The 15,142-nt window shown below is 55.3% G+C and carries 13 protein-coding genes and 1 pseudogene; 9 read left to right on the forward strand and 5 right to left on the reverse strand.

The annotated features are described in order from the left end of the window. The first annotated feature begins 236 nt into the window (after positions 1-236). The 4 genes from POG22_RS09255 to POG22_RS09270 all read left to right on the forward strand — a co-directional run bounded on the left by POG22_RS09255 (position 237) and on the right by POG22_RS09270 (position 3,715). Positions 237-425, forward strand: a complete 189-nt coding sequence (locus POG22_RS09255; protein WP_498904888.1) for a hypothetical protein — start codon at positions 237-239, stop codon at positions 423-425. A gap of 40 nt (positions 426-465) precedes the next feature. Beyond that, the gene (locus POG22_RS09260) at positions 466-1,845 is read left to right on the forward strand and encodes a histidine phosphatase family protein (protein WP_498904889.1); all 1,380 of its coding nucleotides are present in this window, start codon (positions 466-468) and stop codon (positions 1,843-1,845) included. A 38-nt stretch (positions 1,846-1,883) separates the two neighbouring features. After that, positions 1,884-3,164, forward strand: coding sequence for a dihydroorotase (locus POG22_RS09265; RefSeq protein WP_498904890.1), 1,281 nt, complete (start codon positions 1,884-1,886; stop codon positions 3,162-3,164). Positions 3,165-3,544: 380 nt separating this feature from the next. Beyond that, positions 3,545-3,715 carry a hypothetical protein gene (locus POG22_RS09270; RefSeq protein WP_498904892.1) on the forward strand — a complete coding sequence of 57 codons (171 nt, stop codon included), beginning with the start codon at positions 3,545-3,547 and terminating at the stop codon, positions 3,713-3,715. A 171-nt stretch (positions 3,716-3,886) separates the two neighbouring features. Here the strand turns inward: POG22_RS09270 and nadB are convergent, their stop codons facing one another. The 4 genes from nadB to POG22_RS09290 form a co-directional block, all read right to left on the reverse strand. After that, entirely contained in the window at positions 3,887-5,620 is a 1,734-nt protein-coding gene (nadB, locus tag POG22_RS09275; protein WP_063717209.1) for an L-aspartate oxidase, read from the reverse strand. 177 nt (positions 5,621-5,797) lie between these two features. Continuing rightward, the gene (psbU, locus tag POG22_RS09280) at positions 5,798-6,187 is read right to left on the reverse strand and encodes a photosystem II complex extrinsic protein PsbU (RefSeq protein WP_063717208.1); all 390 of its coding nucleotides are present in this window, start codon (positions 6,185-6,187) and stop codon (positions 5,798-5,800) included. A 133-nt stretch (positions 6,188-6,320) separates the two neighbouring features. Next, complete coding sequence (locus POG22_RS09285; protein ID WP_017662556.1) at positions 6,321-7,328, reverse strand: adenylate/guanylate cyclase domain-containing protein; 1,008 nt, start codon at positions 7,326-7,328, stop codon at positions 6,321-6,323. Between the two features lie 289 nt (positions 7,329-7,617). Next, the gene (locus POG22_RS09290) at positions 7,618-8,373 is read right to left on the reverse strand and encodes a DUF3120 domain-containing protein (RefSeq protein WP_017662555.1); all 756 of its coding nucleotides are present in this window, start codon (positions 8,371-8,373) and stop codon (positions 7,618-7,620) included. A 304-nt stretch (positions 8,374-8,677) separates the two neighbouring features. Here POG22_RS09290 and POG22_RS09295 point away from each other — a divergent pair, with 304 nt between their 5' ends. The 4 genes from POG22_RS09295 (at position 8,678) to POG22_RS09310 (ending at position 13,841) form a co-directional block, all read left to right on the forward strand. Further along, positions 8,678-9,244 (forward strand): zinc ribbon domain-containing protein, encoded by a 567-nt coding sequence (locus tag POG22_RS09295; RefSeq protein WP_498904895.1) that lies wholly within the window; start codon positions 8,678-8,680, stop codon positions 9,242-9,244. A gap of 6 nt (positions 9,245-9,250) precedes the next feature. Further along, positions 9,251-11,524: a transglutaminase family protein gene (locus POG22_RS09300; RefSeq protein WP_498904897.1), complete on the forward strand. Its 2,274-nt coding sequence runs from the start codon at positions 9,251-9,253 to the stop codon at positions 11,522-11,524. 153 nt (positions 11,525-11,677) lie between these two features. Further along, complete coding sequence (locus tag POG22_RS09305) at positions 11,678-12,832, forward strand: ABC transporter ATP-binding protein (protein WP_498904898.1); 1,155 nt, start codon at positions 11,678-11,680, stop codon at positions 12,830-12,832. A gap of 760 nt (positions 12,833-13,592) precedes the next feature. Next, positions 13,593-13,841 carry a hypothetical protein gene (locus POG22_RS09310; RefSeq protein WP_498904900.1) on the forward strand — a complete coding sequence of 83 codons (249 nt, stop codon included), beginning with the start codon at positions 13,593-13,595 and terminating at the stop codon, positions 13,839-13,841. Positions 13,842-13,935: 94 nt separating this feature from the next. Here the strand turns inward: POG22_RS09310 and POG22_RS09315 are convergent, their stop codons facing one another. After that, positions 13,936-14,451, reverse strand: a complete 516-nt coding sequence (locus tag POG22_RS09315) for a hypothetical protein (protein WP_063717204.1) — start codon at positions 14,449-14,451, stop codon at positions 13,936-13,938. A 221-nt stretch (positions 14,452-14,672) separates the two neighbouring features. On the opposite strand from POG22_RS09315, the pseudogene POG22_RS09320 reads away from it, so the two are divergent. Then, positions 14,673-14,921, forward strand: a pseudogene (locus tag POG22_RS09320) (histone deacetylase); the annotation flags it as partial. Positions 14,922-15,142 lie beyond the last annotated feature (221 nt).

Here is a 15,142-nt window from a genome sequence, read left to right on the forward strand (position 1 = left end):
GAGAAGGGGAGAGGGGGAGAAGGGGAGAGGGGGAGAGGGGGAGACAAGAAATACCCTATGGAGTCGGTGCGTGACGAGTTGGCCGGTAAGACCGGATACTTTTCTTGTCTTTAGGTCACGCACCCTACGATTGCTCTTAACTGAAAACTATCTTCACTGGTGACTGGTGACTGGTGACTGTAAAAGCCGAGTTCCTCCCGATCTGAAGGCTCTCCTGTCTGGGACGGTTTTTCGGTATGATTCACAGGGAGCAGCTTCGCCTGCACTGGGATGCGTTTGACGTTCGGCCGACCACAGACCCCGACGTCAAGCATCGTTCAAAATTTAATTTTTGCGAGTTTTTACGCTCCGCTGTAGTGGGAGATATCGCAGGCGAACACCTGCGACACCGTACCGTTAAAGTGGCGAGCGTTGCCGGACTCTGACGAAGCGACCCCCTGCCAGATACCGATCTGGCGAACGTTAATGGAGGACAGACCCCTGGCTACTACCGTCATCTTAATCCGTCACGGACAAAGTACGTACAATCTCGAAGGTCGCATTCAAGGACGCTGCGACAAGTCTGTTTTAACTGAACTCGGGCGGGAAACTGCCCGTCAAACTGGCCGCGCGTTGGCAGGAATCTCGTTCGATGCAGTCTATTGCAGTCCCCTGCAACGGGCGTCTCAAACGGCGGGGATTATCTGCCAAACGCTGTCTGAAGATGGAAGCCTGACACCGACGGTTTCCGATTTACTGCGAGAAGTGGATTTGCCGCTGTGGGAAGATCGGCGTCGGGACGAGGTGATGGAAACGTTTCCCGACGACTATCGCCTCTGGAAAGCTCGTCCCCACGAGTTCAAAATGGTCGTTCCTACTGAAGACGGCGGAACGCGAGACCATTTCCCGATTTTGTCGCTGCACGAACAGGCGAAGCAGTTTTGGGAGTTCGTGCTGTCGAAACACGCCGGTCAAACGGTGGCAGTGGTCGCCCACAATGGGATTAACCGCTGCTCGATCAGTACGGCGTTAGGTGTCGGTCCGCAAGACTATCAAGGGATTCAACAGTCGAACTGCGGTATTTCGATTTTCCGATTCTCGGGCGGCTTGAGCGATACAGTTCAGATGGAGTCGATGAACCAAATCGGCCATCTCAGTGACGATCCGTTTCCCTCACCCCGCAAGCCCCATCGCGGCCCGAGGTTGTTGTTGGTACGTCACGGCGAAACGCAGTGGAACCGGGAATCGCGCTTTCAGGGTCAAATCGACGTTCCGCTCAATGAAAACGGTCGCGCCCAGGGGCGTCGGGTGGCTCAGTTGTTGAAGTCGGTGAAGTTAGACTTTGCGGTGACGAGTCCGATGTTGCGCCCCAAGGAAACGGCGGAGTTGATTTTGGAACATCATCCGGGGGTTCCGTTGACGACGAACGAGAACCTGCGAGAAATCGGTCACGGCCTCTGGGAAGGGAAGTTGGAATCTGAGATTCGAGGGGAATACGGCGAGTTACTCGAGCGCTGGAAGACGCAACCGGAAACGGTACAGATGCCGGAAGGGGAGAATTTACAGCAGGTTTGGGATCGGGCGAAGTTGGCGTGGGACGAAATCGTGAAAGCCTATGGGGAGAGCGATCGCCCGCTGACGGGAATCGTTGTCGCCCACGATGCCATTAATAAGGCAATTTTGGCCTCGCTGTTCGATTTGGGGCCGGACTATTTCTGGAACTTCAAGCAAGGAAACGGGGCGGTCAGCGTTATCGACTATCCCCACGGTCCTGATGGAAAACCGGTTTTGCAAACCTCGAACGTCACGCTTCATTTGAACGAAAACGGCGAGTTGTTCGATCGCACTGCTGCTGGCGCGTTGTAGAACCGTCGTCTTGTTGGGACATCACTGTGAGGAGGGAAATGGCTGCAAAGGAAGTCTTGCGTCAGGTTCGCACGATCGATCCGCTCTCGAAGACCGATCGCGTGGCGGATGTTTGGCTCGACAACGGAACGATTCGCGAGATCGCCGACCGTTTGGACGACGATCTACCCGAGACGGAGGAAATTGACGCACGAGGTGCGATTCTCGGTCCGGGTTTGGTGGATTTATACGGTCGTACGGGCGAACCGGGATTTGAGGAGCGCGATACTCTGGAATCTTTGGCGAAATCGGCGATCGCGGGGGGCTATACCCGCGTGACGCTACTTCCGAAGACGGTTCCTCCCATCGATACCCCCGCAGGCGTCGCCCAGTTGTACTCGCGTTGGGAAAAACTGGGGTCGATCGCGCCTCGATGGAATCCCCCGCAGCTAAAGGTGTGGGGGGCGTTGACGCAGAACCTCGAGGGCGATCGCATGGCGGAGTTAGGGGACTTGGCCGAGGCGGGCGTTGTCGGCTTTACGGACGGTTCCCCCCTGTCTAATCCGGTATTCGTGCGTCGGGTTTTGGAATACGGCCAGGGTTTGCGGCGTCCTCTGGCCTTTTATCCGTGCGATCGCCGTTTGGCCGGAGAAGGGGTCGCTCGAGAAGGGGGCGATGCTTTACGATTGGGACTCCCAGGACTTCCGGCGATGGCGGAAACGGCGGCGTTGTCGGCTCTACTCGAGGCGGTGGCGGAGTTCGATACCCCCGTTCACGTGATGCGGGTTTCGACCGCCCGCAGTGTGGAAATCGTCGCCGAGGCCAAACGCCGGGGACTTCCGGTCACAGCCAGCACCCCTTGGACGCATTTGATTTGGGATACGACGGATTTGGCGGAGTACGATACGAGTTTTCGCCTCGATCCCCCGTTGGGAACTCCTCACGATCGCGCAGCCTTAGCTGAAGGGGTCAAGTCGGGAATTCTCGACGCGATCGCCATCGATCGCGCCCCCTATACCTACGAAGAAAAAACCGTAGCCTTTGCGGAAGCGCCAGCGGGTGCAATTGGGTTACAATATTCGTTTGTTCTGTTATGGAACGAGTTGGTCGCCTCGGGTCGATGGACGCCGTTGGAACTCTGGCAAGCAACGAGTACGAACCCGGCGCACTGTTTGCAGCAGTCGCCGCCCACTTTAAATGCAGGCGATCGTGCAGAGTTGTTGTTGTTCGATCCCAACACCCCTCAAAGCCTCTCGGCGCAAGCGCTCGAGTCGCGCTCCTCGAACGCTCCCGGTCTGGGAGTTCGTGTCAACGGGCGGGTGCTTCGGACTTGGTGTTAGCGACAATGTGACAAACGATCGTATCGCAGCGGCGGTGGCGATCGCTCAATGTCACTCGTTCCCATCGGCATCGGGAGATCGTCGATTCTTTACAAAACTTTAACTTCGACGCATCGAAGTTTTGTCATTTTCCAGTTAGGAAACCCCTTTCGACTCTAACGAACTGTTGTATTTGTTATAGTCTTGTTAAGAAATTTGTAATTTTAAGAAATGTTCCAGATTCTCTCTAGGGCTATCCGTAAAAATACTGATATAGTAGAAATGAGATCGTAGAAAGAAGTTTGCCAGACCCATTTTGAAAGACTGCATCTGACCGAATTGTTCGTTATCGTAGTGATGGAGCTGTTCGAGCGATGAAGACGTTCCTACAAATCACTAGCATGGTAGTTCTGGCAGTGGGTGCCTGCACGATCTCCGGAGAGTCTGTTTTGGCTGCTGAGTCTTCCCCGACAGGTGACGTATTGCTTCCTCGGGAACTCTCGGAATACGAGCCAGACGTCGAACCGGGTGTTCCCACTGGACCGGGAAGCGGCAGCCGCTGTTACGAATGACACCTCTTTCAACCAATTCGAGCGATTTTCGCCCCGATCGCTCGAATGAAGGGGAGAGTGTGAAAAATTACATTGCCAGGCATCGGTCAAAATACTCTCGATTATCACCTTCAAGGTCTAAAAATTCCCCAAAACTTCCAAAAAACTCGATCCGACCCAAACGGTATTGAATCACGCTGTTTCACTGCGATCTGTTGTTTGAGTTACATTTTGCCCGCGATCGTCTTCGAGAACGGAACTGCACCAGAGTCGATCGCCGCGTCCGAGAGTATGAACGCGCCACTGCGGATCGCTGTGAGGAAAATCGCTGCGGTAGTGACCGCCTCGGCTTTCAGTGCGAAACGCGGCACTTTTGAGAATTAATTCGGCAATATCGAGGAGGTTGCGCGTTTCCCCCCAAGCTAGGAGCGACGAACTATCGCCGTCAGCACCGACATCGGCCGTACGACCTCGAACGAGGGCGTTTATCTGTCGCGAAAGGGACGAGGCGGCGAATTCTGCTTTCCAAGCCGCGATGCGATCGAGGGCAAATTCCAGCGTGCGCGCGTCGCGAGAAATCCCCGCACTCTGCCACACCAATCGAGGTAAATCGTGACGTAACTGCTCGATCGCCCCTCGCGCGCCGCTGAGGTCGATCGCGTCGTGCTGCGTCGCGGGGGGCGGTTCTGCGATCGCCGTCTCGAGCAGTTCCAAATGTCCCAACTGCGCCCCGAACACGATACATTCGAGCAAAGAATTACTCGCCAGTCGGTTCGCGCCGTGAACGCCCGTGCTGGCAGTTTCGCCGACGGCGTACAGTCCCTCGATCGACGTGCGCCCCTGTAAATCCGTGGCGATTCCCCCCATCCAATAGTGCGCGGCTGGTGCCACGGGAACCGGTTCGGAAAAGACATCGACACCCCACTGACGACACACCCGCACGATATTCGGAAACCGTTTGCGAATCCGTTCCTCGGGAATCGAGCGAAAATCGAGCCAGACGTGGGCTTCGGCGGGATCGAGACCCGTACTGCGAAGGTAGTTAAAAATCGAACGGCTGACCACATCGCGGGGGGCTAACTCCCCTTCAGGATGGTAATCGAACGCGAAACGGCGACCTTCAGCATCGACGAGATGCGCCCCTTCCCCTCGCACGGCTTCGCTAATTAAAAACCGAGGCGCACCGGGTTTCATCAACGCTGTGGGGTGAAACTGGAAAAATTCTAAATCGCGCACGATCGCCCCAGCCCGCCAGGCCAACGCCACACCGTCCCCCGTACTGACTGAAGGATTGGTGGTTTTGGCGAACACCCGGCCGCCGCCTCCCGTGGCCAAAACGACCGCCCGAGCTTCGATCCAGCGAATTTCACCGCGATACAGCACGCCAACCCCCTGACAGCGTCCCGTTTCGTCGAGCCACAGGTCGAGAACGAACGCCCGAGAGATGGGGGTAATATTGGGACGTCGGGCGACTTGTCGTCCCAGAGTGCTGACGACGGCGCGTCCGGTGGTGTCGGCAGCGTGGAGAACGCGGCGGCGGGAGTGGGCGGCTTCGAGGGTCAAGGCCAGCCGGTTGTCTTGTCGGTCGAAGGAAACGCCCAATTCGACGAGCGATCGAATACAGTCGGGCGCTCGTTCGGCTAAAAACTCCACGGCCGGTTTATCGCACAGTCCAGCCCCCGCCTTGAGGGTGTCTTCAATGTGGAGTTTGGGGGAATCGTCCTCCGCTACGGCGGCCGCAATTCCGCCCTGGGCCCAATCACTGGCGGAGAGTGGAATTTCGTCTTTTGTCAGCAAGCCGACGTTGAGGGAATCGGGCAAACACAAAGCGGCGTAGAGTCCCGCCGCTCCCGACCCCACCACGATCGCATCGAAGCTCGACGGGAGTGTCGGGAGAGACTGAACCTCAAACGTCGGTGAACTCACAATAAAAATCGCCCCTTGTTCGATGTTTGACCTGAAGGAAATCGGATGCCGCTGGCAACCCTTGGAGATCGACCGCCATCGCAGCCGATTTCTCTTTACCTCAGTTTACAAGGGGCGTTGGAAGTTTTAAATGTTTTCGCGATCGGGACGGAGATCGACGCGATCTCCCATCGTTTTTTAGTAAATTCCGTTGTTAATGCGATCGTCACCTTCTATGAGGAAGGGTTCGGGTTCGGTCACCGTGAACTTATCTAAGTTCGCTTGCAGAATTTCTTTCTGACGTTCGCTCAACCCCGGAATATCTAGCACGTCTTCGACGTTTTCGTAAGGGGCGTGTTCGATCACGAGCGTGGCGAGCGTGGGATACATCCCGCGATATTTGCGGAACGCCCGGAGGTTGGTGTTGTTGAGATCGAGTTTCTCTCCAAACTCCGTTTTGAGTTTGACGTCGAAGGAGTTTTTCAACGCTCCTCCTTCGTTGGCCATGGCAGGTTGAGGCAGTCCGACCCATCCCGCCAAACCGACGAGCAAGCAAACAACCGTTAACAGGCGTACCAGTCGTTTCATTAATTCAATCCCTCTCTCGATGATATGCAAGTTTTACCGTCAATAGTACCATTTTCCACGACATCTCTATCACGGCTCGTTCGATGGGGATCGCGCGGAATTCATCCGGTGCGTACTTTTCTCGTGGGGACGGTCAAACTTCGATTTCTTGATAGCTGACGCGCACGAAGGAATCGAGGTCGTCGAAACTACCGGCGTAGGTGAGGGTGGGGCGATCGTAGCCTTTGAGTATGACGCGGTGTTCTTCAAACAGGTCTCGACTGGCTTTGATGGCGCTGAGATAGTGATAGGTCGTTTCGCCCAAGGCCACGTCTTTGTGGAGTTCTTTCGTGGCGGATTCTAAGCGAAAGGCTGCGTTGACGGTGTCTCCGAGGGCGGTGTAGTCGGGGCGATCGCCGGTTCCCGTATTCCCCACCATCGCGTATCCTGTATTGACCCCCGCACCGATCCGCAACGGGAACGGGAGGGGGTAGCGATCGCTGAGTTCCCGCGTCATGTGGTGCAGTTCTCCCAACGCCTGACAGATGCGGAGTACTTCTTCTTTACTGACGCCTTCCTGGCCGATTTCCGGGGCGCTGTGGAACCAAACCGCCATCACCGCATCGCCGATATATTTATCGACCCAACTTCCCGCTTCGCGGATGATGTTTCCCGCCCGTCGAAACCAGGTTCCAATGATTTCTGAAAGCATTCGTTCGTCGAGCTGGCGGGTCAAGACGGTAAAGTCTCGAATATCGACCACCATGACTGAAATCAACCGCCGTACTGATAAAACCGCCGTGGCGCCGGAGTCTTCTGTATCGGTGTCGTCCGGGTCGGGGGCTGTTTTGGTGGGAGAATAGAACGTCAGTTCGGTTTGGCCGAGGGTGACGCGATCGCCGTTGTTGAGGCGTACGGGAACGCTGACCCGTCGTCCGTTGACGAACGTACCGTTGCGAGAGCCGAGATCGATTAAGTAAAACTCACCCAAATCTGTTTGCTGAACCATGGCGTGAGCGCGGGACACCCATCGATCGGGGAGTGTAATCTGGTTGTCATCGCTGCGTCCGAACGTCCAGCAGTTATTTCCCGATAAGGGAAGGTAACGCGAGCCAGATTCGGTTCGCAGGATGAGATGGGGGGCAGATTTCCAGGTCACCACAGGCACTCTCTCTACGACAGGTTGACGGAACAGGGGGAGAGCTACGTCGCTTTGTATCTTTTTTATATTTTGTCGAATCTGCGCTCTTTTGGTTTCGCACGCAACCGATCGCGTCTTGGCGCGAGTTTGGCGACTCTAGCCTAACAGAAGGCGTGGTGGTTCGGACGCCAACGCGCTCGACGCGAAGTTTGGCAATGGCGATCGCGTGTGAGATCTCTCAGACCTGTCTTCCCCGAACGACCTCTAACGCGAGGTTAACCCGCTCGGCTCGATACACCCTATCCCCATATTAAGCCGCTAAAGCAGCGAACCAAAACAGTGTATCTACGAAAATCGTACTTAGAACTGCGCCGGAAAACGCCCAACGGTGAAGGGAAGTGTTGGGGGATTTCCAAGCGGCACCTAGGGGTAAAATTCCCGATAAAAACAGCACGCTTCCCAAGACGATCGCGCAACCGATGCCCCACGGCGTTTGGACTTTGGCGATCGCAGCCTGGAAAATCGGCATGGCGAATTCTGCATCGACTTGCATCAACTGACGCCAGTGCGGCATCAGATCGACTAAATAAAAATATACATCGGTTACGACAGTTCCAAATAAGGAGCCGATGGCGAACCAACTTCCGACGAGCAGGCGTCGGCGACTGATGCACCACAGGGGTAGCGGTAGGGCGATAAATTCAACGGGAAGGTGGAGTAGCGGCTCCCAGCGCAACCAGCCCCAGTAAATGGCACCTGCCAGCCAACTTCCGGCGAAACCCAACAGTAAATCGCCCCACAGCCAGGTTTTTCGTCGCGAGAGCAATACGCCGCTCGATCCCACCCAAAACAGCGTCAGCACCACGCTTATCCACGGGAAGTTCCGCACGAGGGGCGCTTCGGCGAACACGGGAACGGACACGAGAAATACGGCGGCGGCGAAGACTTGCCACGCGGGTTCTGCCAGTACGTTCGACCCCGATCGCTGGTCTTCAGAGGGCTGCGATCGCTGTCGATAGAGGGTTGGATCGGTGAACGGATAGTAAAACAACGTAATTGTTAACATTTGCAAATTCTCCTCATCAACATAACATATCTCTCTTTGGCGGCGAGGCGTGGAGGGTGATGGGGGGGGAGGAGACGAGGAGGAGGGTGGAAAATCAGACCCCGTTAAAACTGGTTGAGGTGAGGTTAAAATCGAACTCGAAATTTATTAAAAAATTCGAGACGATCCCCTCTGTCATTAATTCATAACAAACACCTTATAAATCCAACATTAATATTAAAAAATAACGAATTAACTGAAGGTTTAGCTTAAAATAAAACCATAGAAAATCTGCCTATCGAGTGACCAGTCAAGGTTAAAAATTATGGCTTACGTATGCGAACTCGGCGGCGATCGAAGGGTTTATCTCGATAACCGGGGAACGCAAACCGTCGTCACCACGGTCAGCAGCGGTGCGGGACAACAACAACAGTCGAGCAGCGGCTTTGAAACGGGAGCTTGGACGGCACCACCGACGATGTACCGCACGCCGAACGGTGTCGTGCTGCACGTGCAAACCGAACGCGGCGATCGCACGATCCAAATCCAAGGGCAGCAAATGCAAAGTCAAACCGTTGCCTCGTCAGATCGCGAACGCATTCCCTTAAACGAAATCGACGAGATGCCCGCTGCCTCGAAGCCGTCAATGGAACCCATGAAACCCATGGAACCCATGAAGCCCATGGAACCCATGAAGCCGATGAAAATGGGAGATATGGAAATGAACGCCAATCCGATGGAAATGCGGATGGGGAACATGGAAATGAAAATGGGATCGCCGCCGTCGATGGGCGATCGCCCGGAAAATCAGCGGCGGTTCTGCACGCAATGCGGCGCCTCCGTAGGAGCGAGCGATCGCTTTTGTGGAAGTTGCGGCCATCGGCTGAGTTAGACGGCTGTGGTGGGTACGTCACACGAGAGCAGGCTGACGAGGGAGGCGATCGCGTCTCCAAAGGCTTCGGCGATCGATCGCCTGGGGGATTGGGTCGAAACGCAGCTACAACGCCTCGGCGTAGAACTGACGATGGGGGGAGAACCCACGTTCGTCTCCGAAGACGATTTCGAGTCGCTCCAGTGGCGCACCGAAGCCCTCGGCGACGACAAACGCCGCATCGCCGGACAGTTGTTGCAACGTCTGGCCAGACGGTTTGACAAGCCGGGAGGATTGCTGCACTACGGTCTGGGGAAACTCTATCCGGGCGAACGCGATCCTCGTTGGGCGTTGGGCTACTACTGGCGACAAGACGGCGTTGCCATATGGCGCGATCGCCGTTTGCTCTCCGAAGACGGCCAGTCCGAGGGCTACGATCTCGACACCGCCACAGTATTTATCGAGTGTCTCGTCCGACATCTCGGCGTGTCCGAGCGCTGCATCTGTCCGGCTTACGAGGCCGACTCGTCCGAGAAAGCCGGATATGTTTTGCCGCTGTTACCCGTTTTTCACGGCGATCGCGTGTCCTGGTGTTCCTGTCGCTGGCAGGTTTCCCCCTCGAAGCATCCTACCCCGACCCTCACGCTGCTCGAGGGCAATTCACCGCTGGGGTTGCGCTTACCGTTACAAACCCTTCCCGAACCGACAAAATTCCTCGCAGAAGCCGTTCTTCCCCTCGGGGACACCCTCGCCGTCGCCCCCACCCCCATCGAAGCCTCAGATAACAGCATTCGCATCGCCCTGTGCGTCGAAGTTCGCCAGGGAACGCTGTACGTGTTCGTCCCACCGTTGACGGGGGCGGCGTGTTTCCTCCACGCGATCGCCGCGATCGAAACCACGGCGGCCGAAACGGGGGTGAAAGTGGCGATCGAAGGCTATCCGCCGCCCGGAAACGCCCGAATCGCGGGATTTTGCATTACCCCCGATCCCGGTGTCATCGAAGCTAACGTTCACCCCGCCGCATCCTGGCGAGAATTGGTCGATCGCACGACGATTTTATACGAAGAAGCACGACGCTGCGGCTTGGGAACCGAAAAGTTCGATCGCGACGGAAGACGACTGAGTACCGGCGGTGGCGCCCACATCACCCTCGGCGGAAAAAACACCCAGCACAGCCCCCTGTTACGCCGTCCCGATTTACTGCGGAGTTTCATTAGCTACTGGCAAAACCACCCCAGTCTCTCCTATCTCTTTTCCGGTCGGTTTGTCGGCCCCACCAGTCAGTCGCCCCGAGTCGACGAAGCGCGACACGAGAGTTTGTACGAGTTAGATCTGGCCTTTTCTCACCTCGAACGGGGGCGAAATTTGTCGCCGTGGGCGATCGATCGCCTGTTGCGAAACCTCCTGATCGACGTGACGGGGAACACCCACCGCACTGCTTTTTGCATCGATAAACTGTTTCCAGTGGAGAACCCGCGCCAACAGTTGGGGTTGCTGGAGTTGCGATCGATCGCCATGCCGCCGACTCGAGAAATGCGCCTGTTACAACTGTTGTTAGTGCGGACGTTCGTTGCCTGGTTTTGGGAAACTCCCTACACCGAACCCCTGACGCGCTGGGGAACGACGCTACACGATCGCTTCATGTTGCCCCACTATCTCGAACTCGATTTTCGTGCCGTTCTCGACGACTTACAACAGGCTGGATATTCCTTCGAGTTCGATTGGTTCGCCCCGTTTTTCGAGTTTCGTTTTCCACAATACGGCGCGGTGCATCGGGACGGATTGACACTGGAGTTGCGCCACGCCATCGAACCCTGGAACGTTCTTGGGGAAGAAATATCGAAATCGGGAACGGCGCGATACGTCGACGACACGATGGAACGGGTTCAGGTGAAGCTGTCTGGCGACGAACGACGGTTGAAGCACTACGCCGTCACCTGCAACGGCGATCGAGTACCTCTGGGACGGTCTGGAACGCCCGGCGAGTGGGTCGCAGGGGTGCGATTTCGTGCCAGAACCCACGAAACGCTCTTGCATCCAGCGATCGCCCCCCACGCCCCGCTGCATTTCGCCCTCGTGGAATCGGACACCCATACGGCGATCGCCGAGTGTATTTATTATGTCGAACCGCCCGATCGCCCGTTGGATACGACGTTTCCTCAAAATGCAGAAGAGGCGCGATCGCGTTGCTGCGAGCGGTTTGTCGTACCCCGATCGCGATCGCACCCAGTCGATATCGCCGAGGCGTTACCGGATGCAGAATTTCCCCTCACTCTGGATTTGCGGCGTATCAGACCCTGAATCGTCGAGAAATCGAGGAAAGCGAACGTGCTAACATCGACCTGCAACCCCGCCCCACTGCGTCGCAGGCGATCGCTCGTCGAGTCGATGGCGATCGCATCCCCACGTTGCATCTACTTGCCAAACAGTCAACTCAATGCTCGAGTCTAAAATATGGCAACGGTTCGCCTAGAACGAATTACCCGTCAGTTTCAAAACGTTACCGCTGTTGAAGACATCACCTTCGAGGTTCCGGGGGGTGAATTTTGGGTATTGGTCGGGCCGTCTGGCTGTGGGAAATCGACCATTTTACGGACGATCGCCGGATTAGAACGGGCCACTTCAGGACATCTGTACATCGGCGAAACTTGCGTCGATGGCGTTCCAGCGCGACAGCGAGACGTGGCGATGGTGTTTCAAAATTACGCTCTGTATCCTCACATGACCGTGAAGGAGAACCTCTCGTTTGGCTTGCGAATGCGTCGCACCGACCCGAAAACGATCTGCGAGCGGATCGATCGCGCCGCCACCGCGCTCGATATCGCCCATTTACTCGATCGCAAACCCAAACAGCTCTCCGGGGGACAACAGCAGCGGGTGGCGTTGGGACGGGCGATCGTTCGCCAACCGCGCGCGTTTCTCCTCGACGAACCCCTCAGCAATCTCGACGCGCAACTGCGGGAAGAAACCCGCGCCCAGCTTAAAGAACTGCACCAGCAACTGAGGATTACCACGATTTACGTCACCCACGACCAAGTCGAAGCCATGACCCTGGCCGATCGCATCGTGATTCTCGATGGCGGTCGCATCCAACAAATCGGAACGCCCTTGGAGTTGTACGATCGCCCGGTCAACCGCATGGTGGCCACTTTTCTCGGAAGTCCCCCGACGAACCTGTTTTATGCCACTTACGACGGAACACAGTTCGATCTTGAGGGACAAAAACTGCCCGCATTTCCCCTCGACGACAGTTCGACGGACGCTTTACAGTCTTTTCAACAAGCCGGACGAGGGATCGAATTCGGAATTCGCCCGGAAGACGTAGAACTGGCCGATACCGAACGCGGACAGATTCAGGTCGAGGTGAGCATTGTCGAACCTCTCGGACGGGAAACGTTGGTGCGGGCGGCGATTCCCTCTCGAAGCGCAAAAACCCCGCCAATTTTAAACTTTCTGACATCGCCAGAGGTTCGTTTGACCCCAGGAGAACGCGTGTGGGTGAGGTTTCCGAGCGATCGCCTGCTCGCCTTCGACCCACAAACGGGACAGGTTATCCGCTACCCCACTTCTCCTTCCCACGCTGGGGTTTCTTCCGAGAGCCGAGTCTGACGCGAGAGCGCGATCGCGGCCATTTCCTCCGAAATCCGAATCTCAAACACGGGTTTGCCCCAGTCAGACAAGTCCCTCTATCCCCCCAACCCCCCTCTTATTTGGGGGACTAAGGGGGGATGTGGTGAAGACTTCTTGAAACCTAGCTTATTGGAAAAGGATGGAGTATTGTCCGTCGCGATCGCGATATCTCTCCTTAAATTTAAGTTTCAATTTAGATCCAATTGGCGATCGCTTCGATATCTTAAGGAGTAATTTAGATACCGGCCCGAGATAGCGTTCCATTGAAGCCTTAGTGGTGCAGAAAAGTCCTGAAACCCTTGTTAGAAAAGATATCGCCGTATTAAAGGGTTGCCCGCCAAATCCCAGATCGGTAAATGGTTGCCGGAGATCCCCGGCATCTTGGAGATGCCGGGGATCTGGATTGAATTCCAATACATATTTTATGTAGTTTGTCAATCCCCGATCTCGAAAAGTTTTCTGCACCACTGAACCATTGAAGCAGGCGGTGGGTGTGAAGACCGTCGAAAATTGAAAGACGAGTGGAGAATCGCAACGGATTTGAGCAAAATCGAACGCGATCGCCCTCAGAGCTTCCTGGAATCATTGTCGATCGAGTTGGGGTTTGGTCTGAACTGACCAGGTCGCAGTGCCTATTCAGCTTGCCATCTTCTCACCCAACCCTTTATGGCGTACCGAACGAAGGTACGTATGTATCGTGTTTCTCGTGAGTTCTGTGTTAAAGTCAGTCCTTTCGTGGTTGTTTTCCGAAAAAAATCGGACTTACGACTACACGGGTTTGTCCGCTGAGAGCGATTATATCTTCGAGCCGACTGAAGACGCTAACAGTGCTTATATTACGAGTACGAGAGATCTCCCTAAATCCGGCGATCTCCTCATCCTTCCGGCACGAGACGGCCCGGCATACTACCGCATTCTACAACTCGATACCTATAACGATTCTCCCGACCTGTGGACGGCTCAACTCGAGCGAGTGACAGAAAGTTAACAGGGTGAGGAGTCGAGTCGCCTTCAATCGGTTTAGGACGGAGATAGAAAAGTTGTAAAAAGACCCGAAATAGGCAGTTTGCAATAACAGGCGTTCAAGACAGTTGAGATTTGAGCTTGTCTAACAGCGTCCCGTCTAACTTCACCTTAACTTCTAACCGTTGCGACTCGTCCCGCAACACCAATAATGCCTTTCCGTCTCCTGCAACGCAGTTCAACGCCGACGGCTTCACTTCTAGGGATTCGTAAACGATCGTGGGAACTGCTACCCGTAACACGACTTTAGGCTGAGATTTGGGATAGACGTAAAGCTGCTGTCGCGATTCGTCGAGTTCGAACTGACGGGCGGTAATATTATGCGTGTCCGTTTCCTCGGGTTTGCGCCAGTAAATCGTGATGCCCTTGAGTTCTGGGTCGGTCATCGCAAAGCGATCGTCGAATCGCTGCGGTTCCCAATCCAAATCGTCGCTGTTTCCGCCGTCGGGAAGCAAACGCTGCTGCCAAAGGATTTCTTTGCCCGCTAACTTACCCCACCAACGACGAATTGTCTCTAAATTCTCGGAGTTATTGGGGCTATTGCTGCCGTATTGCCAAACGAGTTGGGATTCCATGAGAAGCTATCTCGCTCTGTGATGCCAATCGGTCATACAGCCAGTTTAACCGAGATGGGAAGAAGGGGAGCTTCTTCAGGGAAGAGTGAAGAGGGAAGAGTGAAGAGGGAAGCAGGGGAGACAGGGGAGAAACTGTTAACTGTCTTAACTGCTCACCGCTCACTGTTCACTGTAAAAGGGGAGAGTGGGAGAAAGCCTTTTTTGTCAATTATCAATTTTCTATGGATTTACCCATCGTTCACCATCGGGATTACGTCGCGCCGCTTCCCCCCAAACATCGTTTTCCGATGGCGAAATTCGGAGGACTGTTCGATCGCATTCTCGCTGACGGAATCGCCACCCCCGACCAAATTCACATCCCCCGTTTGGCGACGTTCGAGGAAATCGAATGGGTTCACCAGCGGGACTACACCCGCGCCTATTGCGACGGAACTCTCGATCCCAAGGTGCAGCGACGCATCGGTTTACCAAAAATTTGGGTCTAAAGCCTCGCCCCCTTCGACTTGGCTCACTTCGACAAGCTCAGTGCAAGCAGTGCGAGCAGGGCAAGCCTTGCAGGGCGACTTTGCTATGATGTCAGAGAACTGGAACGGTATTTAACCAGTCTAAAAACCGAGCCTCTAATCGAGGCATCCGAACCTTGAAAACTAGAGTTAGCGGGTTCTGTTCGGGAAAGCTCCAACAGGTAAAA

Source organism: Geitlerinema sp. CS-897 (assembly GCF_028368005.1).
In the GTDB taxonomy this organism is placed as follows: Bacteria; Cyanobacteriota; Cyanobacteriia; order Cyanobacteriales; family Geitlerinemataceae; genus Baaleninema; species Baaleninema simplex.

Coding starts and splice junctions, on each gene's coding strand:
- POG22_RS09255 (WP_498904888.1), top strand. CDS start 237: ATGATTCACAGGGAGCAGCTTCGCCTGCACTGGGATGCGTTTGACGTT.
- POG22_RS09260 (WP_498904889.1), top strand. CDS start 466: ATGGAGGACAGACCCCTGGCTACTACCGTCATCTTAATCCGTCACGGA.
- POG22_RS09265 (WP_498904890.1), top strand. CDS start 1,884: ATGGCTGCAAAGGAAGTCTTGCGTCAGGTTCGCACGATCGATCCGCTC.
- POG22_RS09270 (WP_498904892.1), top strand. CDS start 3,545: ATGGTAGTTCTGGCAGTGGGTGCCTGCACGATCTCCGGAGAGTCTGTT.
- psbU (WP_063717208.1), bottom strand. CDS start 6,187: ATGAAACGACTGGTACGCCTGTTAACGGTTGTTTGCTTGCTCGTCGGT.
- POG22_RS09290 (WP_017662555.1), bottom strand. CDS start 8,373: ATGTTAACAATTACGTTGTTTTACTATCCGTTCACCGATCCAACCCTC.
- POG22_RS09295 (WP_498904895.1), top strand. CDS start 8,678: ATGGCTTACGTATGCGAACTCGGCGGCGATCGAAGGGTTTATCTCGAT.
- POG22_RS09305 (WP_498904898.1), top strand. CDS start 11,678: ATGGCAACGGTTCGCCTAGAACGAATTACCCGTCAGTTTCAAAACGTT.
- POG22_RS09315 (WP_063717204.1), bottom strand. CDS start 14,451: ATGGAATCCCAACTCGTTTGGCAATACGGCAGCAATAGCCCCAATAAC.